Origin of the sequence: Pseudomonas sp. 18-147, assembly GCF_051048045.1 — a bacterium.
In the GTDB taxonomy this organism is placed as follows: Bacteria; Pseudomonadota; Gammaproteobacteria; order Pseudomonadales; family Pseudomonadaceae; genus Pseudomonas; species Pseudomonas aeruginosa.
Map to the genome: position 1 here is coordinate 1,155,832 of NZ_CP182296.1, position 24,317 is coordinate 1,180,148.

The window sequence follows — 24,317 nt, forward strand, 5'->3', positions numbered from 1 at the left end:
GCCGGGCCTCGCGCCGGACGCGTTTCCTTTCCATACAACTGCCGGCCCTGCCGCACAGACCTTTCATGCGATCAAAACTATTCCTGCTGTTCTTCTGCCTGCTGCTGTCGGGCGGACGCCTGTTCGCCGTCGAAGCGCATCCGTCCCTGACGCTGTTCAGCCAGTTGCGCATCGAGCACGAGGACATGGCGATCGCCGAGGACGACTGGGCCTGGCTGCGCCACAAGGGTCACCTGAGACTCGGCGCGGCGCTGGACGAGACCTCGCCCTTCAACGTCCGGCTCGACGACGAGAACTACGAAGGCATAACGGCGGACGTCGCCACGCTGGTCGGGCAGTTGCTCGGCATGCGCATCAAGGTCGTGAGCTTCGATACCCATGCGGATGCCGTGGCGGCGCTCGCTGCCGGAAAGATCGACCTGCTTGGCAGCCATTACAGCTCGGCGGGTGATTCCTCCCTGGTGCTCAGCCAACCCTATGCCCGTGATCGATTGGCGGTGTTCAAGCGGATGGGGGAAAAGCGCAACTCGCCGGAGGATCTCGCCGGACTCAGCGTGGCGGTGGCCCGGGAGCATGTCGGGGAATTGCGCCAGCGTTTCCCGCGGGCGCGTTTCGTGGTCTTCGGCAGCCATGACGAGGCCGTTGCCGCGGTGGCTTTCGGACATACCGACCTGTATCTCGACGATGTGCTCAGCGCCTACCACCGGATCAATCGGTCCTATTACGGCTACGTGAGGTTCGAGCGGTTTGCCGATGCCCGCCTGGAAGGGGGCTACGGCTTCCTCCTTCGTCGCGGCGACACGAACCTGTTGCGCGTCGTCAACTCGGCCATCGGCGCGATCAACCAGGACCGTCTCGAAAGCATCGCCAGGCGCTGGGTCGGCAGCGGTTCCCTGCCAACGGGCCAGCGTATCGCGCTGACGCCGCAGGAGAGTCGCTGGATCGCTCGCCACCCGGTGGTGCGGTTGGTCATCAACGACGACCTGGCGCCGCTGGCCTTCTTCAATTCCGACGAGACCTTCTCGGGCATCGCCTCCGACCTGCTGGACATGATTTCCCGCCGCACCGGCCTGCATTTCCAGGTCACGCCTCGCAGTGGGGGCTTCCCCGAGCAGATCGGCGTATTGGCCAGGAAGGAGGCGGACCTGGCGATCATGAGCCGCAGCAGCAAGCGCGAGGAAATGCTGCGTTTCACCCGCTCGTTCCTGTCCACCTCGTACGTCCTCGTCACCCGGGCGGACGACAAGGGACGCGCGGAGAGCCCCGGGAGCCTCGACGGCAAGCGCATAGCGATTCCCGCCGGCCATGTGGGCATGCAACAGGTGCGCGAGCGCTATCCGCAGGCCTCGATGGTGGAGGTCGGCGTCGCGCTGGATGCCATGAACCTGGTCTACGAAGGACGGGCCGACGCGGCGGTGGTGCCGCTGGTCACCGCTCGCTACTACATCGTCCGGTTGTTCCGCGAGAGGCTGGCGATCGCCGACCTGGTTCCCATCGGTGCGGCCACCGCCCACTTCGCCGTTCGCCGAGGCGACGCCGAACTCCAGTCGATTCTCGACAAGGCCTTGCTGAGCATCTCGCCGGACGACCTGAGCGATATCGTCAATCGCTGGCGCTCGCCGCCGGGAATGAGCGGCCAGACCTGGGTCGACTACATCCTGGTGATCACCGAGATCCTGGCGATCGCAGCGGCCTTGCTGCTGCTCTGCCTGGGCTGGGTCACTTATCAGCGCCGGCAGATCAGGGTGCGCGCGCGGGTCGAACAGGCGCTCAGCGACCAGTTGCGGTTCGTCGAGGCCCTGACCGACTGCATGCCTCCGCCGCTGTATGTGCGCGATGTCAACGGACGGATGCTGTCCTGCAACCGCAGCTACCTGCAGAGCGTCGGCTTGAGTTCCGAGGAGGTGATGAACCGCACCGTGCTCGAACTGCCCATGGAAAACTTCGAGACCGCTCCGGAGTTCCATCGCAGCTACCTGATGGCCATGCGCGAGGGCAGGACCATCGAGGCGGTCTACCCGGTGGCGCTGGGCGGTCGGGAGCGCTGGATCGACCACTGGATCCAGCCGTTCCGCGATTCCAGCGGGACCATCCGCGGTGTCATCTGTGGCTGGCTGGACATCACCGAGCACCGCCAGTTGATCGATGAGCTGGAAGAGGCAAAGAATCTGGCCGACGAAGCGAGCCGGGCCAAGACCACCTTCCTGGCGACCATGAGCCACGAGATCCGCACGCCGATGAACGCGGTGATCGGTATCCTCGAACTGGCGCTCAAGCGTGCCGAGACCGGTCGGGTGGACCGTTCCAGCATCGAGATCGCCTATGCCTCGGCGAAGAGCCTGCTGGAGCTGATCGGCGATATTCTCGACATCGCCCGCATCGAGTCAGGTCGCCTCAGCCTGTCGCCGAAACGGGCCAACCTGCGCGAGCTGGTGGAATCGGTGGCACGGGTATTCGAAGGCCTGGCCCGGCAAAAGCGCCTGAGCCTGGTGCTGGAGATCGATTCGAGCATCAACGGCGACGTACTGCTGGATGCCATGCGCTTCAAGCAGATCCTCTCCAACCTGGTCAGCAACGCGATCAAGTTCACCGACGAGGGCTCGATCCGCATCCGCATCGATGGCCGCCAGGTGGAGCCGTCGCTGTTGCAGGTCAATCTCTGTGTGGAAGACACCGGCATCGGTATTTCCCTGGGCGACCAGCAGCAATTGTTCCGGCCTTTCGCCCAGGTCAACCGCAACCTGCAGAACACCGAGGGCACCGGGCTCGGCCTGGTGATCTCGCGCTCGCTGTGCGAAATGATGGGAGGGCGCCTGGTGATGAGCAGCGAGCTGGGGCAGGGTACGCGGATCGACGTCGAGCTGCGCCTGCAGGTGCTGGAACCGATCGTCGAGAACGTGCGGGCGATCCCGCTCGGCAGTCGCCAGGCGCGGCGGTTGCAGGTGCTGGTGGTGGACGATCATGCGGTCAACCGGCAGATCCTCCATCAACAGCTGAGCTTCCTCGGTCATGACGTGGAGGAAGCGGAGAACGGCCTGAGCGCTCTCAACCTGTGGCATGGGCAACCGTTCGACATGGTCATCACCGACTGCCACATGCCGCTGATGAGCGGCTCCGACCTTGCCCGCTCGATCCGCCAGGAGGAGCGCGAGAATGGCGAGGAGCCGGTGGTCATCATCGGCCTCACCGCGGACGCCCAGCCGGAGGAGATCGAGCGCTGCATCCAGGCTGGAATGAACGAGTGCCTGATCAAGCCCATCGGCCTCGATGTCCTCGAGGAGCGCCTGCTGGCCCTGGGCTTCGCCGCCGACGAGCTGCCCGTCACCATCGATGCCGAACCCGTCGCCATTCCGACGGCCCCCCGTCTCTACGACCTGGATTCCCTGCATGCGCTGACCGGCGGCGAGCCGACGATGCTCAGGCGGCTGCTCGACGAACTGCTGACCAGCAACCGCAAGGACCTGGAGACCCTCGAGGGACTGGTGCAACGCCAGGAGACCGGCGAACTGGCCGAGCTGGCGCATCGGATCAAGGGCGCGGCGAGGGTGGTGCGTGGCGAGCAACTGGTGGAAAGCTGCCGGCGCCTCGAGGATGCCTGCCTCAGCCCGAACGCCTCGTTCGCCTGGGTGGAAGAGTGCGCCGTTGGGGTGAAACTGGCGATCCTCGCCCTGGACGAAAGCCTGGTGGAAGAGTGCACGGATTGACGTGGCCCGCGCCCGTTGCCCGGGCGGTAAACCAATCGTCATCGCTTTGCCCGAGGATCGGGCATGTCCAGGCGCGGAAAAGACTACACTCCGGTTGGGGAGCCTTTTCCGCGGAGCCTGACCAAAGATCGGAATACCGCCCTCGCGGGCACCCCAGCCGATTCCTGCGGTCAGATAGTCCTTCTGGAGTGCGTTGAACGAAAGGAACCAAGCGATGGCCGACCTGACCAGCCTGAGCATCGAGCATCTTCGCTCGCCACGGCTGTATACCCACCGTCTGATCCTGCGGCCCTGGCTGGTGCAGGACCGGGCCAGGTTCGCCGAGCTGAATGCCGATCCACTGGTGATGGAGTTCTTTCCGTCCTGCCTGGATCGTGCCCAGAGCGACGCGTTGCTGCGCCGCATCGACGCGCACTTCGCCGAGCACGGTTTTGGCTGGTGGGCGCTGCAGGTCAAGGGCGGCGATCCTTTCATCGGCTACGTGGGGCTGGAGGTCGTGGACTTCGATGCGCCCTTCGTACCCGCGGTGGCCATCGGCTGGCGTCTCGCCGCCGAGCATTGGGCGGAGGGCTTCGCCCACGAGGCGGCCGAGGCGGCGCTGAGCTACGCCTTCGATACCCTTGGCCTGGACCAGGTGGTGGCTTTCACCGTACCGGCCAACGAGAACTCCCTGGGGCTGATGGAGCGCCTGGGGATGCATCGCGATCCCACCGACGACTTCGAGCATCCCGACCTGCCTCCCGGCCACCGCTTGCGGCATCATGTGCTGTACCGGTTGACGCGCGAGGACTGGCTTCGCAGATGAGTCGGCCGTTTCCGAAAAGGCCTCCCATGAACGCGAACCTTCCCCCTTCCGCCATTTCCGAACTGCATGGCCCGCGCCTGCTGCTGCGCGCCTGGCGCGACAGCGACCGCGAGGCGTTCGCCGAGATGTGCGCCGACCCGCAGGTAATGGAATTCTTCCCCAGTGTGCTCGACCGCGCGCAGAGCGACGCCTTGGTCGATCGCGTCCAGGCGCATTTTGCCGAGCGTGGCTACGGGCCCTGGGCCCTGGAGCTACCGGGCGAGGCGGCGTTCATCGGATTCACCGGCCTGTTCGACGTGACCATGGACGTGCACTTCGCCCCGACCGTGGAGATCGGCTGGCGCCTGGCGCCCGCCTACTGGGGCCGTGGACTCGCCCGCGAAGCGGCGGAAACCGCCTTGGACTTCGCCTTCGAGCGGCTGCGCCTGCCCGAGGTGGTGGCCTTCACCACGCCGCCCAACCGCCGCTCCTGGGGCTTGATGGAGCGCCTGGGCATGCGTCGCGATCCGGCCGAGGATTTCGACCACCCACTCCTGGCAGCGGATCACCCGATGCGCCGGCATATCCTCTATCGCGTCGACGCGGCCCGCTGGGCGGAGCGGTGAACATGGGCGACGGCGGCGGCGAGGTGCTCTCCTACCATCGCCTCAGCATGCATCGCCCGGAGCGCTACGCACCCGGTCCCGGCGGACTGGACTGGGCGACCCAGCCGGCGCCGTTCCGCCAGTACCGGGGCTGCCGGCAAATCGAACTGCTGCATCGGCCGCTGGAGGAGTCGCCACCCTACGATGGGGTGTTTTCCGGGCCGGCGGCCGCGCCCTCTCGGCTCGATCGCCGCAGCCTCTCGCAGATGCTCTACGACGGATTGGCGCTGTCGGCCTGGAAGGAGGCCGGCGGCACTCGCTGGGCGCTGCGGGTCAATCCGTCGAGCGGCAACCTGCATCCCACCGAAGCCTACCTGCTGCTTCCCGGCGGTACCCTGGAGCCGGCGCCGCTGCTCGCCCACTACCGTCCCGACAAGCATGCCCTGGAGGTGCGCGGCGAACTGCCGGCGCCGCTGGCTTCGCTGCTGGATGACTGCTTGCCGCCCGGCGGCTGCCTCCTGGCATGGACCAGCGTGCCCTGGCGCGAGGCTTGGAAATACGGTGAGCGAGCCTATCGCTACTGCCAGCATGACCTCGGCCACGCGCTGGCCTGCCTCTCGATCGCCGCGGCGATCCAGGGCTGGGAGATGCGCCTGCTGCGCGGCGTCGCCGAAAGTGCACTGGACGGCCTGTTCGGCCTTGACCGGGACGGCTTCGCCGAGTGCGAGAGCGTCGACGCACTGTTCTGGATCGGGCCGGCGCTCACGCAGGAGCCTTCCCTTTCGCCGCGCCTGTGCGAAGGACTGGCGGCCCTGCCGTTGGCCGGCGCGCCGAACCGGCTGTCGCGGGAGTACCGGGACTGGCCGGAGTTGCAGCGGATACATGGGCTATGTCGGGCGCCGCGCCTGCCGGCACGCCCGTGGAGGGTCGCACCGGGCGAGCCCGGCAACGACAACCCCGGCCTGCCGCTGCGACCGCTGCTGCATCGGCGGCGTAGCGCGCAGCGCATGGACGGGCGCGCCGGCATCGATGTCGGGCTGCTGCGGGCCTGGCTGCGCAGGCTGCTGCCGGAGCGCTCGCCGGTGCCTTTCGCGGTCACCGGCGAGGCCGCGCGGGTCGATCTGCTGCTGTTCGTCCATCGCGTCCGGGGCCTGGTGCCGGGGTTGTACTGGCTGGACCGCAGCGGCCTGCGGCGGCCGCCGATGCGCGAGGACTTCCTCTGGCAGCACGTCGATCCGGAGTTGCCGCTGTACCTGTTGCAGGAAGGCGATGCACGCGCGCTGTCGGCGTATCTCTCCTGCCAGCAGGACATCGCCGGCGACGGCTGCGTCGCGCTCGCCATGCTCGCCCATCTCGGCGCGGCGCTCGAAGAAGGTCCCTGGTGCTATCCGCGGCTGTACTGGGAATGCGGGCAGGTCGGCCAGTTGCTCTACCTCGAGGCGGAGGCCGCCGGGCTGTCTGGGACGGGTATCGGCTGCTACTACGACCCCCTGGTGCATGAGCTGCTTGGACTAACGGATGAGTCCATGGCCAGTCTCTACCATTTCACCCTCGGCCGCGCGGTGTGGGACACTCGTCTTTGCAACATGCCCGCGTACCCGGCCATGCGCCGCGACTAGCCCGTCGACAGCCCGAATTCGAGGAAACACCCCATGACCCAGATACTGGACAACCTGGTGGCTTTGCTGAGCCTGGAACCCATCGAGGAGAACCTGTTCCGGGGCATGAGCCAGGATCTCGGCTTCCGCCAGCTCTATGGCGGCCAGGTCCTGGGGCAGGCGCTGTCGGCGGCCAGCCAGACGGTGGAGGACGATCGCCACGTACACTCCATGCACGGCTACTTCCTGCGTCCCGGCGACGCCAGCATGCCGGTGGTGTACCAGGTGGACCGGGTGCGCGACGGCGGCAGCTTCAGCACCCGCCGGGTCACCGCGATCCAGAAAGGCCAGCCGATCTTCACCCTGAGCAGCTCCTTCCAGTACGACGAGGAAGGTTTCCACCACCAGATCGAGATGCCCGAGGTGGTTGGTCCGGATAATCTGCCTTCGGAACTGGAGCTGACCCGCCAGCGCGCCGAGCGGATTCCCGAGCGCATCCGCGACAAGCTGCTGTATCCGAAGCCCATCGAGATTCGTCCGGTCACCCAGCACGACCCCTACGACCCGCAGCCCGACGAACCGGTGAAGTACCTCTGGTTCCGTGCCGACGGCAAGCTGCCGGACGTCCCGGCGCTGCACAAGTACCTGCTGGCCTACGCCTCGGACTTCGGTTTCCTTACCACCTCGATGCAGCCCCATGCCGTTTCGGTGTGGCAGAAGACCATGCAGGTCGCCAGCCTCGACCACGCCCTGTGGTTCCACCGCGACCTGCGCGCGGACGAGTGGCTGCTCTACGCCATCGACAGCCCCTGGGCCGGCAACGCACGCGGTTTCGTGCGCGGCAGCATCTTCAACCAGAGCGGCCAGCTGGTCGCCTCGTCGAGCCAGGAAGGCCTGATCCGCAAGCGTGAGGACTGGGCGTGAGGCTGGCCGACATCCGCCACTGGGTGTTCGACATGGACGGCACCCTGACCCGGGCCGTGCACGACTTCCCGGCGATCCGCCGAGCGCTGGACATCCCCGAGCAGGACGACATCCTGCTGCACCTCGCCGCCCTGCCCGAGGCCGAGGCGGCGGCCAAGCACGCCTGGCTGCTCGAACACGAGCGCGCCCTGGCCGAGGCCGCGCGGCCGGCGCCGGGCGCACTGGAACTGGTGCGCGAGTTGCAGCGGCGCGGCGTGCGCCTGGGCATCCTGACCCGCAACGACCACCAGTTGGCGCTGATCACCCTCGAAGCGATCGGCCTGGGCGGCTGCTTCCCCACCGAGCACATCCTCGGGCGCGGCGAGGCGCGGCCCAAGCCGGACCCTGATGGCTTGCTGCGCATCGCCCGACGCTGGAACGTGACGCCGGCGGAGCTGGTGATGGTCGGCGACTACCGTTTCGACCTCGACTGCGGACGCGCCGCGGGTAGTCGCACGGTGCTGGTCAACCTGCCGGAAAACCCCTGGCCGGAGCTGGCCGACTGGCACGCTGCCGATTGCCATGCGTTGCTCGAGCAACTGCAAACGCCGTAGGAATATCCGGCGGAAAACCTCGAGGGCGGCAGCGCCAGCGGCTCCCCGAAAACGAAAAAAGCGCAGGAAGCCAGGCTCCTGCGCTTTTTTCCTGCGCATCCGTGCGGGATGCGGCGGCCGTTATCAGCCGTTGATCGCGTCGGTCAGTGCCTTGGCCGGAACGAACTTGGCTACACGCTTGGCAGCGATCTCGATCGCCTTGCCGGTCTGCGGGTTGCGGCCGGTGCGCGCGGGACGCTCGGAGACCTTCAGCTTGCCGATACCCGGCAGGGTGATTTCGCCATCGTTCTCCAGGGCGTCCTTGACGATCTCGGCGAGCTGGTCGAGCGCGCTGCGAACGGTGGTCTTCTGCGCGTCGATGGCTTCGGCGATGTCCTGGATCAGTTGGTCTTTGGTCAGTGCCATGGTGGTGTAGCTCCTTGGTAAAAGACTGCGCGAGGGGCCTCGCACAGAAACGGGCGTGATTTTAAACAGCTTGGCGCGAATAAGGTTCCCTTTTCTCCGCTTATTTGTTTCCTCGCACGACGCGCATGACAGAGCCGTTACAGAGGTTTTCGCGGCTGTCCGGAATGATGCCGGCGTCGGTTGCCCGACGCATCCTCATGGTTCTGCCAGGGGCGCATGCCTCCGGTTCTTAGTTAAGGATTATTGGTTATTTATAGGTTAGGGTTTCATCCATTAGGGTTATAAGCAGGACATCCCGTCCCTTTCCATCACCGGAGCCTGCTTACCTCGCGCCAACGCCTGGCCCTCGCTCCCCGTTCGAGGTGCCGCATGAGCGAAGCCCGGCTCCACTCGCCCGACCCCAGGACACCGCGACCCATGGCCGGTTGGGCGGCAAGCCTGCGCGACAGTGGACTGCTGGCGCTGGCAGTGCCGCGCGTGTTCGCCGGCATGGAGCGGGACTGGGGGGAAATCTTCGCTGGCGTCCGCCACCTGGCCGAGCAGGAACTCGAGCTGGCACGGCGCCTGGCCCTGCATCATCTGCAGATCGCTTCCATTCGCCTGCTGGGTAGTCCTGAACAGCAGCGCCGCCTGTTGCCGGCCAGCGTCGAGCGCCGCTGGCTGTGGAGCGAGGCGGTCGATCTGCGGCGCGCCCAGCCCGAAGCGCAGGAGCACTGGCGGGGCGGTTTCCTGGTGGGTGGACGGGGTAGCGATTGCTTCGCCGTGGAAGACGTGGATCGCTTGCTGATCTCAGCCTGGCACGCGCCCTCCCGCGCTCACCTGATCGCTGTCGCCGAAACGGGGCGGGCAGGCATCGACATCTCCGGCCTCGCCGATGGCTCGGGGCTGTTCTTGCCCGCCGGGCAGCGGCTGCATTACCAGCGGCTGCGGCTGCATCCCGAGGACATCCTGGTGCCGCCCGGCCTGCCGCCGACCCCGTGCGGGCAACTGCGCGAAGGCTTGACCCGATTGGCCCAGGCCAACCTCGACCTGGGCCAGGCTGCGCGGGTACCGGGCGACGTGGCGGGGCAGGGAGAGGCGCCGCGTCTCCTCGCCCTCGCGCTGCGTCTTGTCGAACTGGCGGCGGAGTCCTTCCAGGCGGCATTCGCCCGCGGCGGCGCGCTGACATTCCGCGAAAGCGCGGCGGCGTCGCTGCTGGCGAGCGAGGCGGAGGCGGTGGCCCGCGCCGGGCTGCTCGCCTGCCTGCGCCGACAGGCCCTGGAAGCCCGTCTGCTGGGCGCGGCCCTGTAGGGACGGGGCATGGAGCAAGGGCGGAAGGGCATCCGGGGGCGCATTCGCGCTCATAAACTAATTCCAAAATATTATTTATATCGATTTTTTTATATCTGTAATCTGCATCGCACCGGACCACCGGACTCGCTGTCGCCACCCATTGCCCGTCCCTGGTCCGTTCTCCTCCGGAGCGCGGCACCGTTGCCTCCGAGGTTCGCCCGATGAAACGCCCGAATTCCCTGCACCGCCTGGTGGCAGCCCTGGCCTTTGCCAGCCTTTCCGTCGTCGCCCAGGCCGCCGACATCACGGTCGGCTACCAGACCGGCATCGACCCGACCAAGGTGCCCCAGGCCGATGGCCTGTACGAGAAAGCCATCGGCGAGAAGATCGACTGGCGCCGCTTCAACAGCGGTCCGGAAGTGATCGCCGCGCTCGCCTCCGGCGACCTGCAACTCGGCAACATCGGGTCCAGCCCGCTGGCAGCGGCGACCTCGCGGAAGCTGCCGATCGTCGCCTTCATCGTTTCCGCGCAGATCAACGCCGCCGAGGCGCTGGTGGTGCGCAATGGAAGCGGGATCGGGAAACCCGAGGACCTGGTCGGCAAGACCATCGCTACCCCGTTCGTTTCAACCTCCCACTACAGCCTGCTCGGCGCCCTCAAGCACTGGCAGATCGATCCGTCCAAGGTGAAGATCGTCAACCTCAACCCGGCCGAGATCGCTGCCGCCTGGCGTCGCGGCGACATCGACGGGGCCTTCGTCTGGTCGCCGGCGCTGGGCGAGATCAAGAAAAGCGGCAAGGTCCTCACCGACGCCGCCGAAGTCGGCCAGTGGGGTGCGCCGACCTTCGAGGTGTGGGTGGCGCGCAAGGACTTCGCCGAGAAGCATCCTGAAATCGTCGCCCGCTTCGCCCGCGTCAGCCTCGATTCCTTCGCCGACTACAACGCGCACAAGGCCGAATGGACCGCCGACTCCGAGCCGGTGAAGAAGATCGCCCGGCTGACCGGCGCCGATCCCAGGGACGTCCCCGAACTGCTGGCCGGCTCGACCTTCCCGGAAAGCCAGGCGCAACTGTCCGCCGACCTGCTCGGCGGCGGCACCGCCAAGGCTATCGCCGGCACTGCCGAATTCCTCAAGGAACAGAAGCGCGTGCCGGCCGTCCTCGGCGACTACTCGCCCTACGTCAGCGCCGACTTCGTGCGCCAGGCGGAGCAGGTCCAGGTCGGCCAGCGCTGAATTCCGCGACTCCGCTCCGGCCTGTCGAAGCGGAGGCTTTCTTACCCTACGGAGGGCAGAACACATGAGCCGTCTGACGGCCGAGGCGATCAGCCTCTCATTCGAACAGCGCGGCCAGCGCCGCGCCATCCTCCGCGATCTCAGCCTGGGCCTGGCCAAGGGCGAGTCGCTGGTGGTGCTGGGTCCTTCGGGCTGCGGCAAGTCGACACTGCTGAACATCCTCGCCGGTTTCCAGAAGCCGGACCAGGGACGCGTGCAGATCGACGGCCGGACACTCGAAGGGCCCGGCGGCGAGCGCGGCGTGGTGTTCCAGGACGACGCCCTGATGCCCTGGCTCAACGCCCTCGAAAACGTCGCCCTGGGCCTGCGCATCCGTGGCCTGGGCAAGGCCGAGCGCAGCGCGCGGGCGCGCCAGGTCCTGCAACTGGTGGGCCTCCAGGAGTACGCCGAGCAGTCCGTCGCCCAGCTCTCCGGCGGCCAGCGGCAACGCCTCGGGCTGGCACGCGCGCTGGCGGTCGAGCCGGACTTCCTGCTGCTCGACGAGCCGTTCGGCGCGCTCGACGCGCTGACCCGCGAGCGCATGCAGGTGCTCCTGCTGGACCTGTGGAAGCAGACCGGCAAGGGCCTCTTCCTGATCACCCACAGCGTCGACGAAGCCCTGTTCCTGGCTACCGACCTGGTGGTGATGGACGGCCCGCCGGCGCGCATCGTCAAGCGCCTGCCGGTGGACTTCGCGCGGCGTTACGCCGCCGGCGAAACGGTGCGTTCGATCAAGGCTGATCCCGAGTTCGGCCGTTTGCGCCAGGCGTTGCTGGACGAATTCCTCGATGTCGCGGAGGCCGAACATGCCCACTGATACCCTCGGACTCGCCGTTGCCAATCCTGTCCCGCGCAAGCGCCGTCTGCCCGGCGACCGTCGGCGCTGGGCCGCCGGTGCCAGCGTGCTGGCCCTGGCCCTGCTGTGGTGGGCGGCGACCCGTTTCGGCTGGGTCGACGTGCTGTTCCTGCCGGCGCCCGAACAGCTCTTCGAAGCCCTGCAACGGCTATGGCAGGAGGGCTACCTCGATGCCAGCCTGCTGCAACACGTCGGCACCAGCCTGCTGCGGGTGCTCCTGGCGCTCGGCGCGGCGGTGCTGACGGCGATCCCGCTGGGCGTGCTGATGGGCCTCAATCCCTTGGCCGGAGCGGCCCTCGATCCGCTGGTGGAGTTCTACCGGCCGATCCCGCCGTTGGCCTACCTGCCGTTGATCGTCATCTGGTTCGGCATCGGCGAGCTGAGCAAGGTGCTGCTGATCTACCTGGCGCTGTTCGCGCCGCTGCTGATCGCTACCGCCGCCGGCGTGCGTCGCGTAGATCGATCGCGGGTGCAGGCGGTGCGCTGCCTGGGGGCCAGCCGCTGGCAGGTGGTGCGCTACGTGATCCTGCCGAGTGCCTTGCCGGAGGTCCTCACCGGCCTGCGCATCGCCCTCGGCGTCGGCTGGTCGACCCTGGTCGCCGCCGAGCTGATCGCGGCCAACCGAGGCCTCGGCTTCATGGTCCAGTCCGCCGCGCAATTCCTCGCCACCGACGTGGTGGTGGTCGGCATCCTGCTGATCGCCGCCATCGCCCTGGCCTTCGAACTGGGGCTGCGCTGGGTCCAGCGGCGCTTCGCCGCCTGGGGTTGAGCGCGAGAGTCCCGAGTCATTTCCGAACCGGCCTTCACTCACGCGGCGAAGGCCGGAGCGAGGGCGCGCAGGGCGCGCCCGCAACCTGCCCGACGAGTAGCACGACATGAGCCTGACCATCCAACCCATCAGCCCGGCCCTGGGCGCCATCGTTTCCGGCATCGACCTCGGCGCGCCGCTGGACGACACCGGCCAGCGGGCCATCGAGCAGGCCCTGCTCGAACACCAGGTGCTGTTCTTCCGCGACCAGTCGCTGGAACCCAGGAGCCAGGCGCGCTTCGCCGCCCGCTTCGGCGACCTGCACATCCATCCGATCTACCCCAGCGTGCCGGAGCAGCCGGAGGTCATCGTCCTCGACACCGCGGTCACCGACGTGCGCGACAATGCCATCTGGCACACCGACGTGACCTTCCTCGAGACCCCGGCGCTGGGAGCCGTGCTCGCCGCCAAGCAATTGCCGCCGTACGGCGGCGACACCCTCTGGGCGAGCAGCACGGCGGCCTACGAGGCGCTGTCGGCGCCGCTGCGGCGTCTGCTGGACGGCCTCACGGCGACCCACGACATCGGCAAGTCCTTCCCCCGCGAGCGCTTCGGCGTCACCGAGGCCGACCTGGCGCGCCTGGAGGAGGCCCGCCTGAAGAATCCGCCGCGCTCGCATCCGGTGGTGCGCACCCATCCGGTCACCGGGCGCAAGGGCCTGTTCGTCAGCGATGGCTTTACCACCCGCATCAACGAACTGGAGCCGGCCGAGAGCGATGCGCTGCTGAAGTTCCTCTTCGCCCATGCCTCGCGACCTGAATTCACCGTGCGCTGGCGCTGGCAGGAAAACGACGTGGCGTTCTGGGACAACCGCGTGACGCAGCACTACGCGGTGGACGATTACCGGCCACAGCGGCGGGTCATGCATCGCGCCACCATCCTCGGCGACAAGCCCTTCTGACGACGCCGCGCGCGGGCTTCCTCCGGCGGCCCGCGCCGGCAACTGTCCGTTCCGCCAGCTTTTGCTCTCGAAAAGGTCGCCTCTGCGACATTCGCTGTCGTGTCCCGGCGTGCCGCTCTCGCCTAAGCTTGGCGGGTCCAATTGTTTCGAGAGTTTTCATCCATGCAAGAACGCATCCCGGATGAGCTGACCCTGCCAGAGCTCACCCTGCGTGGCCTGATCCTCGGTGCGCTGATCACCGTGGTCTTCACCGCCTCCAACGTCTACCTCGGTCTGAAGGTCGGCCTGACCTTCGCCTCGTCGATCCCGGCGGCGGTGATCTCGATGGCCGTCCTGCGCTACTTCTCCGGCGCCAACATCCTCGAGAACAACATGGTGCAGACCCAGGCCTCGGCGGCCGGCACTCTGTCCTCGATCATCTTCATCCTTCCCGGCCTGCTGATGATCGGCTACTGGAGTGGCTTCCCGTTCTGGCAGACCGCGGCGATCTGCTCCATCGGCGGCATTCTCGGGGTGCTCTATACCATTCCGCTGCGCCGGGTGATGGTGGTGCAGAGCGAACTGCCGTATCCGGAAGGGGTGGCGGCGGCGGAAATCCTCCGGGTCGGCAGCGACGGCGCCGAGGACGAGGAAGACGCCCGCGCGCCGCGTGCCGCCGGTAACGCGCCGGGGCTCTACGACATCCTCGGCGGCGGCCTGGTGGCGGCGCTGTTCAGCCTCTGGAGCAGCGGCTTCAAGGTTCTCGCCGAAGGCTTCAGCGTCTGGCTCAGTGCCGGGCAGGCGGCGTTCCGCCTTTCCACCGGTTTTTCCCTGGCGCTGGTCGGTGCCGGCTACCTGATGGGCATCACCGCCGGCATCGCGATCCTCATCGGCGTGGTGATCTCCTGGGGCGTCGCGGTGCCGCTGCTGACCGTCAACAGCGTGCCGGCCGACGGCCAGAGCCTGTCGGACCTGGCCACCCAACTGTGGAGTTCGCAGGTGCGCTTCCTCGGCGCCGGCACCATCGGCGTGGCCGCGCTGTGGACCCTGGCGACCCTGTTCAAGCCGATGGTGCGGGGCGTCTGGGTCTCCCTCGGGGCAGTGCGCGGCAATAGCCAGGCGAACAGCCTGCGCACCGAGCTGGACATGCCGGCCAAGTGGATCCTGCTGATCGCCGGGATACTGCTGGTCTCGCTGTTCGTGGTCTTCAGCCACTTCCTCGGTGCCGCCGCGCCGGACATGGCCAGCCCGCAGTTCTGGAGCCTGGTGGCGGTATGCGTGGTGTTCGCCTTCTTCTTCGGCTTCCTGATCGCCGCCGCCTGCGGCTACATGGCCGGCCTGGTCGGTTCGTCGAGCAGTCCGATCTCGGGGATCGGGATCATCGCGGTCATCCTGGTGTCGTTGCTGATACTCGGCTTCGGCAGCATCGAGGGCGGCCTGCTGGACCGCCAGAACGGCAAGCTGGCGATCGCCCTGGCGCTGTTTACCACCTCGGTGGTGCTGGCCATCGCGGCGATCTCCAACGACAACCTGCAGGACCTCAAGACCGGCTACCTGGTCGGCGCCACGCCCTGGCGCCAGCAGGTCGCGCTGATCGTCGGCTGCATCGTCGGCGCGCTGGTGATCCCCCCGGTGCTGGAACTGCTCTACAGCGCCTACGGCTTCACCGGGGCCCTGCCGCGCGAGGGAATGGACCCCGGCCAGGCCCTGGCCGCGCCGCAGGCGACCCTGATGACGGCGATCGCCAGCGGGATTTTCCACGACGCGCTGAACTGGAACATGATCCTCATCGGCGTCGCCCTGGGCATCGCCCTGATCCTCGTCGACCTGCTCCTGCGCCGTACCGGCAAGGCCTGCCTGCCGGTGCTGGCGGTGGGCCTGGGGATCTACCTGCCGCCGACCATCGGCATGACCCTGGTGGTCGGTGCGCTGATTTCCTGGCTGCTGGAAAATGCCCTGAAGAAGCGTGCGGCGGCGGCCGGGGTCGACGAAGAGGCTTATGCCGAAGAGCCGAAGCGACGCGGCGTGCTGCTGGCTTCGGGGCTGATCGTCGGCGAGAGCCTGATGGGCATCCTGCTCGCCGGGGTGATCGGCGCCACCGGCGAGGACGCGCCGCTGGCGCTGGCCGGCGCCGGCTTCGCGGGCATCGCCCAGTGGCTGGGACTGGTGGTATTCGTCGCGATCTGCGTGCTGTTCTACCGGCGAGTGCTGGCGCGCTGAGGGATTCGCAGCTGCACGGGGATGGGATGTTGCCGCTAGCGTCATTCCCCGCGGTCAGGGACGGAGGATGAGGGAAGGGGCGCCCTGCGCGCCCCCTTTTCCTGCGCTCAACGCACCAGGTGCAGGAACTGCAGGTGCCGCTCGTACTGGTCGAGCATGTCGTTGATGATCTGCTCCTTGGTGTAGCCCATCAGATCGTAGTCCTGGCTACCTTCGGCGAGATGCACCTCGGCACGGAAGTAGCGGCGATTCTTCAGGTGCAGGCCGCCCATGCCGGCACGCGCGAAGGACGGCGTGAAGTAGCCGCGCATCAGCACCTGGTAGAGGAACCGATGCTGCTCGCCATGACCGATCTCCAGGCTCAGCGAGGCGTTGCCCGGGTCGAGCTGGGCGTCCACCGCCAGGCCCTTCTCGCGGAACACCTCGGAAACCTCGCTGATCGCCGGGCGCACCACGTCGTTCATGAAGCGGTACACCTCGTCCCGCGAGGGGAAGTGCACGGCCTGCGACAGGCGTCGCTTCCAGCCGCCGGAGCGCTTGCCGTTGCCGCTCATCAGCGGCGCCAGGGAGTGGCTCCGCGCCCGCTGGCGCTGCGACTCCATGTAGAAGGCCTTGTGCAGGCCCCACATCATCAATAGCAGGATCAGCGAGAAGGGCAGGGAGGTCAGCACCACCGCCGACTTCAGCGCGTCGATGCTGCCGGCGAACAGCAGCCCGCCGGTGACCAGCGCGGTGACCGAGCCCCAGAACACCCGCAGCCACTTCGGCCCGTCGTCGTCGGCGCTGCCGCCGTGGGCGGAGAGGGTGGAGAGGACCACGGTGCCGGAGTCCGCCGAGGTGACGAAGAAGACGAAGCTGACCAGCACCGTGACGGTGATCACCGCGCGGCTCCAGGGGTAGTTCTGGAGCATCTGGTAGAGGGCCATCGACGGCTGCTCGATGGCCACCCGGCCGAGTTCGCTGGCGCCGCCGAGGGCCTGCTCCAGGGCGCTGTTGCCGAAGATCGACATCCACGCCAGGGTGAAGCCGAGCGGGATGAACAGCACGCCGAAGACGAATTCGCGGATCGTCCGGCCGCGCGAGATGCGCGCGATGAACAGGCCGACGAAGGGCGCCCAGGCGATCCACCAGGCCCAGTAGAACACCGTCCACGAGCCCAGCCAGTCGCTGGGGCCGCCGTAGGCGTAGAGGTCGAAGCTCTTGCCCGGCAGGTGGCCGAGGTAGTCGCCGACGTTCTGCACCAGGGTGTTGAGCAGGTGCTGGGTCGGACCGGCGAACAGCACGAACAGCAACAGGCTGCAAGCCAGCAGCATGTTGATGTCGGAGAGGATGCGGATGCCCTTGTCGACCCCGGAGACCGCCACCGAGATCGCCGCGCCCATCATCAACACGATGAGCGCCATCTGCACCGGGTGGGTATGCGGGATGGCGTACAGGTAGTCCAGCCCGGAGTTGAGCTGGAGCACGCCGAAGCCCATGTCGGCGCCGAGGCCGAACACCGTGGCGATGATGCCGAAGCAGTCCACCGTGTAGCCGATCGGCCCGTTGATGCGCTTGCCGATCAACGGGTAGAGCGCCGAGCGCAGGGCCAGCGGCAGGTTGTGGCGGTAGGCGAAGTAGGCCAGGGCCATCGCCACCAGGGCGAACACGCCCCAGCCGTGCAGGCCCCAGTGCAGGAACAGCAGTTCCATGGCCTGCCGCGCGGCTTCCTGGGTACCGGCCTCGCCTTGCGGCGGCTGGAGGAAGTGGGTCAGCGGTTCGGATACGCAGAAGAAGAACAGGGTGATGCTGATGCCGGCGGCGAACAGCATGCCGGCCCAGGACAGGTAGCTGAATTCCGGCTCGTCGTGGTCGGCACCGAGCTTGATCTTGCCGTAGCCGGAAAGCGCGGTGACCACCACGAAGATCAGGTACAGCGTCATCGCCAGCAGGTAGTACCAGCCGACGGTCTGCGAGGCCCAGGTCTGCGCGGCCAGCAGCCATTCGCCGGCGCGCTGGGGGAAGCCGATGACCACTGCGGCGAACAGCAGGATCAGGATCGCCGCACCGTAGAACACCGGGGGATTCATGCGGATGGGCGTGGGGGTGGAGGGGGTGGCGGAGGGCGATTGTGCGTCAGTCAAAACAGGCTGGTCTCCTCGTCCTTAATTTGATCAAGCGTTCAATATAAACACGATCAAGGGCCCGGGAGCCAATCCTTCGGACGTATGGAAGCCTTCGGCGCCGCGCTTTTCCCGCACGTTCGCCGAAGGATTCCTTCAGTTCGCCGCCAGTCCCAGGCGCCGCCTTCCCGCCTCCTCGTCGCCGCCTGCCTGCTCGGTGGCCAGTTGCAGGAGCAGGGCCTGTACCTGCTCCAGCGACGGCGCTCCGGCTTGGCCGAGCAGGCGCCGCAGACCGGCCAGCGATGGGTCTGGCGTTGCCCCGCCAAAATTCAGATGCTGCGGCAGGATTTCTTCCTTGTCGCTGACCAGCAGGGCGAAGTGGACGACGTTTTCCAGCTCGCGGATGTTGCCTGGCCAGGGATAGCTCTCGAGGACCCGCTGGGTTTCCACGCCGATGGCCGGCACCGGCAGGTCCAGGCGCTGGGCATAGACGCCGATGAAGTATTCCGCCAGCGGCAGGATGTCTCCCGGACGTTCGCGCAATGGCGGCAGGCTCAGGCGGCCGTCGTGCAGGTACTGCTGCAGGCCGGCCAGGAACTTGCCGGCGCGCACCGCCTGGTCCAGGTCGACGCTGGTGGCGGTGACCAGGCGCACGTCATGGGGAATCGGCTGCTGCGCGCCGACCCGCAGCACCTCGCGTTCCTCCAGCGTCTGTAGCAGCCTGGCCTGCAGCGTCAGCGGCAGGTCGGCGATCTCGTCCAGGTACAGGGTGCCGCCATTGGCCGAACCGAACCAGCCGGCGCGGCTGCCGACCGGGCCGTTATGGGCGCCGGGAGCGTAGCCGAACAGCTCGGCTTCGGCATGGTTGCGACTGAGGGCGCTGCAACTGACCGCGACGAACAGACCGGCGCGTTCGCTGTGGCGGTGGATCTGCCGGGCGAGCAGCTCCTTGCCGGTGCCGGTCTCGCCTTCGATCAGCACCGGCTGGCCCTGTGGCGCGAGGCGCTCGAGTTCTTCGCGGACCCGGTGCGAGCGTGGGTCGAAGAACACCAGGGCCTTGGCGCGGATGCTCAGCGGACTGCGGTCGGCGTCGGGGAAGGTCAGCGGCGCGGGGCGTGGTTTCTCGCTCATGGGTAACTCCTTGGCGGCACGGGGCGCCTCCAGCGCCTGCGCCGCGACGACGGCCGGAACGGCTGCGGGCGGGGGCCGTTGCGGAAAAAGAAACGCCGGTGCAAGCCATGCGACACCGGCGTGAACAAGGGGCGCTGCAACGGCGCCCAGCGTGGGAGTCGGGACGGGCTGGGGTCAGAAGGCCGGGACCACCGCGCCGGCATATTTCTTCTCGATGAAGGCTTTCACTTCCGGGCTGGTCAGCGCGGCGGAAAGCTTCTTCAGGGCGTCGCTGTCCTTGTTGTCAGGACGCGCCACCAGGTAGTTCACATAGGGCGAATCGCGGTCTTCCAGGACCAGCGCGTCCTTGGCCGGGTTGAGCTTGGCCTCCAGCGCGTAGTTGGTGTTGATCAGGTCCAGGTCGACCTGGTCCAGCACGCGCGGCAGCAGGGCCGATTCGAGTTCCTTGAATTTCAGGTTCTTCGGGTTCTCGGCGATGTCCTTGGGCGTGGCCAGGGCGTTGTTCGGATCCTTCAACTTGAGTAGGCCGGCCTTCTGCAACAGCAGCAGGGCGCGCCCGCTGTTGCTGCCTTCGTTGGGAATGGCGACGGTGGCGCCGTCGGGCAACTCGGCCAGCGACTTGTATTTCCTCGAATAACCACCGAAGGGCTCGACGTGTACGCCGACCACGGTGACCAGGTTGGTGCCCTTGCCTTTGTTGAAGTTCTCCAGGTACGGCAGGGTCTGGAAGTAGTTGGCGTCCAGGCGCTTCTCGGCGACCTGCACGTTGGGCTGCACGTAGTCGGTGAACACCTTGATCTGCAGGTCGACGCCTTCCTTCGCCAGGGTCGGCTTGATCAGCTCGAGGATTTCCGCGTGGGGGATCGGCGTGGCGGCGACGAGGAGCTTTTCCGCTGCGTTGGCGGAAACGCTGATGACGGAGGCCAGGGCAGTCAGCAGGAGCAGTTTTTTCATTCTTCGATCCTTGTAGGGCGATGTCCGCCGCTGCGTTCAGGGCGGTGAAGGAGGGGCGCCAACACGCGAGGGGCGGCTTGAAGGGGAGAGTAGCGACTCTTTTTATTCCATAAAAATATTATTTGTTTATTTTTATATTCTATTAATGAATATGAGAGAGCTGAGGCAATTTGTCTCGCGACAACCGACCACAGCAGGACGGTCTAGGCTAACGGGTAAGATTTTCGTACCGAATTGCTCTGCATCAAGGCGGGCGGTCCGGGAATCTGCTTGCGACCCTTCCCGCATTCCTGCCATCCAGGGCTGCGGTCGCTTTCCAATGATAAGAACGATAGCTGAAGGATGTGTTCCAAAACCTTGCGTAGCGTTGCGCGTGAGGAAGCACGGCCGAATCCGCACGTAAGCCGGAAGGGCCGAGAACCTGAAGAGGAGTTGCCATGTTCGGATTGGAGGCTATCGACCTTGCCCGCATCCAGTTCGCGTTCACCGTGTCCTTCCACATCATCTTCCCGGCGATCACCATCGGGTTGGCCAGCTACCTGGCCGTACTGGAAGGCCTCTGGCTGAAAACGAACGAAGAGGTCTACCGCGACCTCTATCATTTCTGGTCGAAGATTTTCGCGGTCAACTTCGGCATGGGCGTGGTGTCCGGGCTGGTCATGGCGTACCAGTTCGGCACCAACTGGAGCCATTTCTCCGACTTCGCCGGGTCTATCACCGGTCCGCTGCTGACCTACGAGGTGCTCACCGCGTTCTTCCTCGAGGCCGGTTTCCTCGGGGTCATGCTGTTCGGCTGGAACCGCGTGGGACCGGGCCTGCATTTCTTCGCCACGGTGATGGTGGCGATCGGCACGCTGATCTCGACGTTCTGGATCCTCGCTTCCAACAGTTGGATGCAGACCCCGCAGGGTTTCGAGATCGTCGACGGCCGGGTGATCCCGGTGGACTGGCTGGCGGTGATCTTCAACCCGTCGTTCCCCTACCGCCTGCTGCACATGTCGGTCGCCGCGTTCCTCGCCACCGCCTTCTTCGTCGGCGCCTCGGCCGCCTGGCACCTGCTGCGCGGGCGCGACAACCCGGCGATCCGCAAGATGCTCTCGATGGCCATGTGGATGGCGCTGATCGTCGCCCCGGTACAGGCGCTGATCGGCGACGCCCATGGCCTCAATACCCTGGAGCACCAGCCGGCGAAGATCGCCGCGATGGAAGGCCACTGGGACAACAGCAGCGGCGAGCCGACCCCGCTGATCCTGTTCGGCTGGCCGGACATGCAGCGCGAGGAAACCCGCTTCAAGGTGGAGATCCCGGTGCTCGGCAGCCTGATCCTCAAGCACAGCCTGACCGAGCCGATCCCGGCGCTGAAGGACTTCCCGCCGGAAGACCGGCCGAACTCCACCGTGGTGTTCTGGTCGTTCCGGATCATGGCCGGCCTCGGCATGCTGATGATCCTGGTCGGCGTCTGGAGCCTGTGGCTGCGCTGGCGCGGCCAGGACAAGCTGTTCAACTCGAAGGCCTTCCTGCGCCTGACCCTGCTGATGGGACCGTCCGGCCTGATCGCGATCCTCGCCGGCTGGTTCACCACTGAGATGGGCCGCCAGCCCTGGGTGGTCTACGGACTGATGCGCACCGCCGACGCCTCCTCGGCGCAGAGCGTGACGCAGATGAGCCTGACCCTGCTGACCTTCGTGGTGGTGTACTTCTCGCTGTTCGGCGTCGGTATCGGCTACATGATGCGCCTGGTGCGCAAGGGCCCGGTCACCCATGAGGGACGCGAGACCAACCCGGGAGGCGCCGGGCAGAAGCGCACGCCGGCACGGCCGTTGTCGGCCGCCGGCGAAGGTTTCGACGAAGAGCACGACGGCCACGCGCAAGCGGCCGACCGCGACCAGGACAAGAGGAACTGAGACATGGGTATCGATCTTCCCCTCATCTGGGCGGTCATCATCATCTTCGGCATCATGATGTACGTGGTGATGGACGGCTTCGACCTGGGCATCGGCATGCTCTATCCGTTCTTCAAGGACAGCGGCGACCGCGATGTGATGATGAACACCGTGGCGCCAGTCTGGGACGGCAACGAGACCTGGCTGGTGCTGGGCGGCGCGGCGCTGTTCGGGGCCTTCCCGCTGGCCTACGCGGTGGTCCTGTCGGCGCTCTACCTGCCGTTGATCTTCATGCTCGTCGGGCTGATCTTCCGCGGCGTCGCCTTCGAGTTCCGCTTCAAGGCCAAGCCGGCCAAGCAGCACATCTGGGACAAGGCGTTCATCGGCGGTTCGCTGGTGGCGACCTTCTTCCAGGGCGTGGCGCTGGGCGCCTTCATCGAAGGCATCCCGGTGGAGAACCGCAGCTTCGCCGGCGGTTCGCTGGACTGGATCGCGCCGTTCCCGCTGTTCTGCGGCCTGGCCCTGATCGTTGCCTACACCCTGCTCGGCTGCACCTGGCTGATCATGAAGACCGAAGGCCGCCTGCAGGAGCGCATGCACGACCTGGCGCGCCCGCTGGCGCTGGTGCTGCTGGCGATCATCGGGGTGGTCAGCCTGTGGACGCCGCTGGCCCATGCCGAGATCGCCGCACGCTGGTTCAGCCTGCCGAACCTGTTCTGGTTCCTGCCGGTGCCGATCCTGGTCCTGGTGACCTTCTATGCGCTGCTGCGCTCGGTGGCCAACAACGACCACGTGAAGCCGTTCGTGCTCACCCTGGTGTTGATCTTCCTCGGCTACAGCGGCCTGGGGATCAGCCTGTGGCCGAACATCATCCCGCCGGCGGTGAGCATTTGGGAGGCCTCGGCGCCGCCGCAGAGCCAGGGCTTCATGCTGGTCGGCGCGCTGTTCATCATTCCCTTCATCCTCGGCTACACCGCCTGGAGCTACTACGTGTTCCGCGGCAAGGTGAAGCACGGCGATGGCTATCACTGAGGAGGCGCCGCATATGGTCCGTACGCCGAGTCATCCCGAACGAGATAGCGCGGCCAAGCCACCGCTCTGGCGACGCCTGGCCTGGCTGGCGGGTATCTGGACCGCCAGCGTGCTGGCCCTGGGCGTCGCCGCCTGGCTGATGCGCCTGTTCATGAGCGCGGCGGGGCTGGGCGTTCCGCACTGATCGACGATCCCATCCGGGCGCTCCGGCGCCCTTTTCCGAGAGCCCTCCGCTGGAGGGCTTCTTTTTGTCCGCCGATCCGCCAGTGCTCGGTGTTGCGCCGTAGGGCGTCAATCCTCGCGTTCCCGCCTTGCACCATCCAGGCCGGTTCGGCGGATAACCGCGCTGCGGTTATCCGCCCTACGGGAGCGGCGGATGCGCCCTACTGAAGCCTTGGTAGGGCGAATAACGCCGCAGGCGTTATCCGCCGATTCGCCATTGCTTGGCGTTGCGCCGTGGGGCATCAGTCCTCGCGGCCCCTGACCCGTGCCAGTTGCTCCAGTCGCCCCAGGTAGTCGCGCGGGGTTTCGCCGAGCAGGCGGCGGAACATGCTGCTGAAGGCCCGCGTACTGCCGTAGCCGAGGTCGCGGGCGACCACCTGCACGCTGTCGCCGGCCAGCAGGCGCGGCAGGGCTTCGGTCAGGCGCAGTTGCTGGCGCCACTCATGGAAGCTCATCTGCAGTTCCTGGGCGAACAGCCGCGCCAGGGTGCGCGAGCTGGCGCCGACCCGCAGGCCCCAGTCATCGAGGGTCAGCCCCAGTTCCGGCTGTTTCAGCAATGCCTGGCAGATCGCCTGCAAGCGGCGGTCGCGGGGCATCGGCAGGTACAGCGGCATCCGTTCGAGGTTGGCGATCTCGCTGAGGATCAGCCCTTGCAGGCGCTGACGGAAGTCGTCCAGGCGCGGCTGGCTCTCGAGGTGGATGGCGCGCAGGATCATTTCCCGCAGCAGCGGCGTCACCGCCAGTACGCAACAGTCGCTTAGCGGTGTCGGCGTTTCGGGTTGCTCGATGAACAGGGTGCGCATGTGCACCTCGCCGGACATGAATATCTCGTGCTCCACCCGGGGCGGAATCCATACCGCGCGGGTCGGCGGGATCACCCAGGCGCCGTGGTGGGTGGCCAGGCGCATCAGGCCGCGAGCGGCGTAGAGGAACTGCGCCTGCGGGTGGAAATGCCGCCCCAGGTGATGGCCGTCGGGGAAGTCGAGGGAGATGGCCGCCAGCAGGCCGTCCGGGCGGTGCTCGATCAGCATGTCCGTTTCGATGACCTCGCTGTCCTGTCTGCGCTTTTC

20 protein-coding genes are annotated in these 24,317 nt (G+C 66.9%); 15 read left to right on the top strand and 5 right to left on the bottom strand.

Annotated features, from left to right (window positions below):
* The first annotated feature begins 65 nt into the window (after positions 1-65).
* The 6 genes from ACM0M4_RS05535 (at position 66) to ACM0M4_RS05560 (ending at position 8,208) form a co-directional block, all read left to right on the top strand.
* Positions 66-3,704, top strand: a complete 3,639-nt coding sequence (locus ACM0M4_RS05535; RefSeq protein ID WP_003106014.1) for a transporter substrate-binding domain-containing protein — start codon at positions 66-68, stop codon at positions 3,702-3,704.
* A gap of 214 nt (positions 3,705-3,918) precedes the next feature.
* Positions 3,919-4,509: a GNAT family N-acetyltransferase gene (locus ACM0M4_RS05540; protein ID WP_003106016.1), complete on the top strand. Its 591-nt coding sequence runs from the start codon at positions 3,919-3,921 to the stop codon at positions 4,507-4,509.
* 26 nt (positions 4,510-4,535) lie between these two features.
* Positions 4,536-5,114 carry a GNAT family N-acetyltransferase gene (locus ACM0M4_RS05545; protein WP_003106018.1) on the top strand — a complete coding sequence of 193 codons (579 nt, stop codon included), beginning with the start codon at positions 4,536-4,538 and terminating at the stop codon, positions 5,112-5,114.
* Between the two features lie 2 nt (positions 5,115-5,116).
* Complete coding sequence (locus ACM0M4_RS05550) at positions 5,117-6,712, top strand: SagB/ThcOx family dehydrogenase (protein WP_024928858.1); 1,596 nt, start codon at positions 5,117-5,119, stop codon at positions 6,710-6,712.
* A gap of 33 nt (positions 6,713-6,745) precedes the next feature.
* The gene (tesB, locus tag ACM0M4_RS05555) at positions 6,746-7,615 is read left to right on the top strand and encodes an acyl-CoA thioesterase II (protein ID WP_003093084.1); all 870 of its coding nucleotides are present in this window, start codon (positions 6,746-6,748) and stop codon (positions 7,613-7,615) included.
* On the top strand, positions 7,612-8,208 hold the full coding sequence (locus ACM0M4_RS05560; RefSeq protein WP_003107576.1) for an HAD family hydrolase: 597 nt from the start codon (positions 7,612-7,614) through the stop codon (positions 8,206-8,208). The genes tesB and ACM0M4_RS05560 overlap by 4 nt, the downstream gene beginning before the upstream one ends.
* 123 nt (positions 8,209-8,331) lie before the next feature.
* Here the strand turns inward: ACM0M4_RS05560 and ACM0M4_RS05565 are convergent, their stop codons facing one another.
* On the bottom strand, positions 8,332-8,613 hold the full coding sequence (locus ACM0M4_RS05565; protein WP_003093079.1) for an HU family DNA-binding protein: 282 nt from the start codon (positions 8,611-8,613) through the stop codon (positions 8,332-8,334).
* Positions 8,614-8,982: 369 nt separating this feature from the next.
* On the opposite strand from ACM0M4_RS05565, the gene ACM0M4_RS05570 reads away from it, so the two are divergent.
* The 6 genes from ACM0M4_RS05570 to ACM0M4_RS05595 all read left to right on the top strand — a co-directional run bounded on the left by ACM0M4_RS05570 (position 8,983) and on the right by ACM0M4_RS05595 (position 15,923).
* Entirely contained in the window at positions 8,983-9,903 is a 921-nt protein-coding gene (locus ACM0M4_RS05570) for an acyl-CoA dehydrogenase family protein (RefSeq protein ID WP_003143037.1), read from the top strand.
* 203 nt (positions 9,904-10,106) lie between these two features.
* Entirely contained in the window at positions 10,107-11,120 is a 1,014-nt protein-coding gene (gene tauA / locus ACM0M4_RS05575; protein WP_023128303.1) for a taurine ABC transporter substrate-binding protein, read from the top strand.
* A 64-nt stretch (positions 11,121-11,184) separates the two neighbouring features.
* Positions 11,185-11,976 (top strand): taurine ABC transporter ATP-binding protein, encoded by a 792-nt coding sequence (locus ACM0M4_RS05580; RefSeq protein ID WP_004351571.1) that lies wholly within the window; start codon positions 11,185-11,187, stop codon positions 11,974-11,976.
* Positions 11,966-12,784, top strand: coding sequence for an ABC transporter permease subunit (locus ACM0M4_RS05585; RefSeq protein WP_003114312.1), 819 nt, complete (start codon positions 11,966-11,968; stop codon positions 12,782-12,784). The genes ACM0M4_RS05580 and ACM0M4_RS05585 overlap by 11 nt, the downstream gene beginning before the upstream one ends.
* A 106-nt stretch (positions 12,785-12,890) precedes the next feature.
* Positions 12,891-13,724 (top strand): taurine dioxygenase, encoded by an 834-nt coding sequence (gene tauD, locus ACM0M4_RS05590; RefSeq protein ID WP_003163093.1) that lies wholly within the window; start codon positions 12,891-12,893, stop codon positions 13,722-13,724.
* Between the two features lie 162 nt (positions 13,725-13,886).
* A complete protein-coding gene (locus tag ACM0M4_RS05595) occupies positions 13,887-15,923 on the top strand; it encodes an OPT family oligopeptide transporter (RefSeq protein WP_004351570.1) in 2,037 nt (678 codons plus the stop codon).
* A gap of 107 nt (positions 15,924-16,030) precedes the next feature.
* Here the strand turns inward: ACM0M4_RS05595 and betT are convergent, their stop codons facing one another.
* The 3 genes from betT to ACM0M4_RS05610 form a co-directional block, all read right to left on the bottom strand.
* Positions 16,031-17,992, bottom strand: coding sequence for a choline BCCT transporter BetT (gene betT, locus ACM0M4_RS05600; RefSeq protein WP_003119234.1), 1,962 nt, complete (start codon positions 17,990-17,992; stop codon positions 16,031-16,033).
* A 189-nt stretch (positions 17,993-18,181) separates the two neighbouring features.
* Entirely contained in the window at positions 18,182-19,156 is a 975-nt protein-coding gene (locus tag ACM0M4_RS05605) for a sigma 54-interacting transcriptional regulator (protein WP_003119235.1), read from the bottom strand.
* A 174-nt stretch (positions 19,157-19,330) separates the two neighbouring features.
* A complete protein-coding gene (locus ACM0M4_RS05610; RefSeq protein ID WP_003118275.1) occupies positions 19,331-20,110 on the bottom strand; it encodes a MetQ/NlpA family ABC transporter substrate-binding protein in 780 nt (259 codons plus the stop codon).
* Between the two features lie 437 nt (positions 20,111-20,547).
* Here ACM0M4_RS05610 and cioA point away from each other — a divergent pair, with 437 nt between their 5' ends.
* From cioA to ACM0M4_RS05625, 3 genes are read left to right on the top strand one after another with little or no spacing between them, the layout of a single operon-like run.
* A complete protein-coding gene (gene cioA / locus ACM0M4_RS05615) occupies positions 20,548-22,014 on the top strand; it encodes a cyanide-insensitive cytochrome bd quinol oxidase subunit I (RefSeq protein WP_003103027.1) in 1,467 nt (488 codons plus the stop codon).
* Between the two features lie 3 nt (positions 22,015-22,017).
* Positions 22,018-23,025 carry a cyanide-insensitive cytochrome bd quinol oxidase subunit II gene (cioB, locus tag ACM0M4_RS05620; RefSeq protein WP_003093053.1) on the top strand — a complete coding sequence of 336 codons (1,008 nt, stop codon included), beginning with the start codon at positions 22,018-22,020 and terminating at the stop codon, positions 23,023-23,025.
* 13 nt (positions 23,026-23,038) lie between these two features.
* Positions 23,039-23,209: a DUF2474 domain-containing protein gene (locus ACM0M4_RS05625; RefSeq protein WP_003093052.1), complete on the top strand. Its 171-nt coding sequence runs from the start codon at positions 23,039-23,041 to the stop codon at positions 23,207-23,209.
* Between the two features lie 280 nt (positions 23,210-23,489).
* On the opposite strand, the gene ACM0M4_RS05630 is transcribed toward ACM0M4_RS05625, so the two are convergent.
* Positions 23,490-24,278, bottom strand: coding sequence for an AraC family transcriptional regulator (locus ACM0M4_RS05630; RefSeq protein WP_004345774.1), 789 nt, complete (start codon positions 24,276-24,278; stop codon positions 23,490-23,492).
* Between the last annotated feature and the right edge of the window lie 39 nt (positions 24,279-24,317).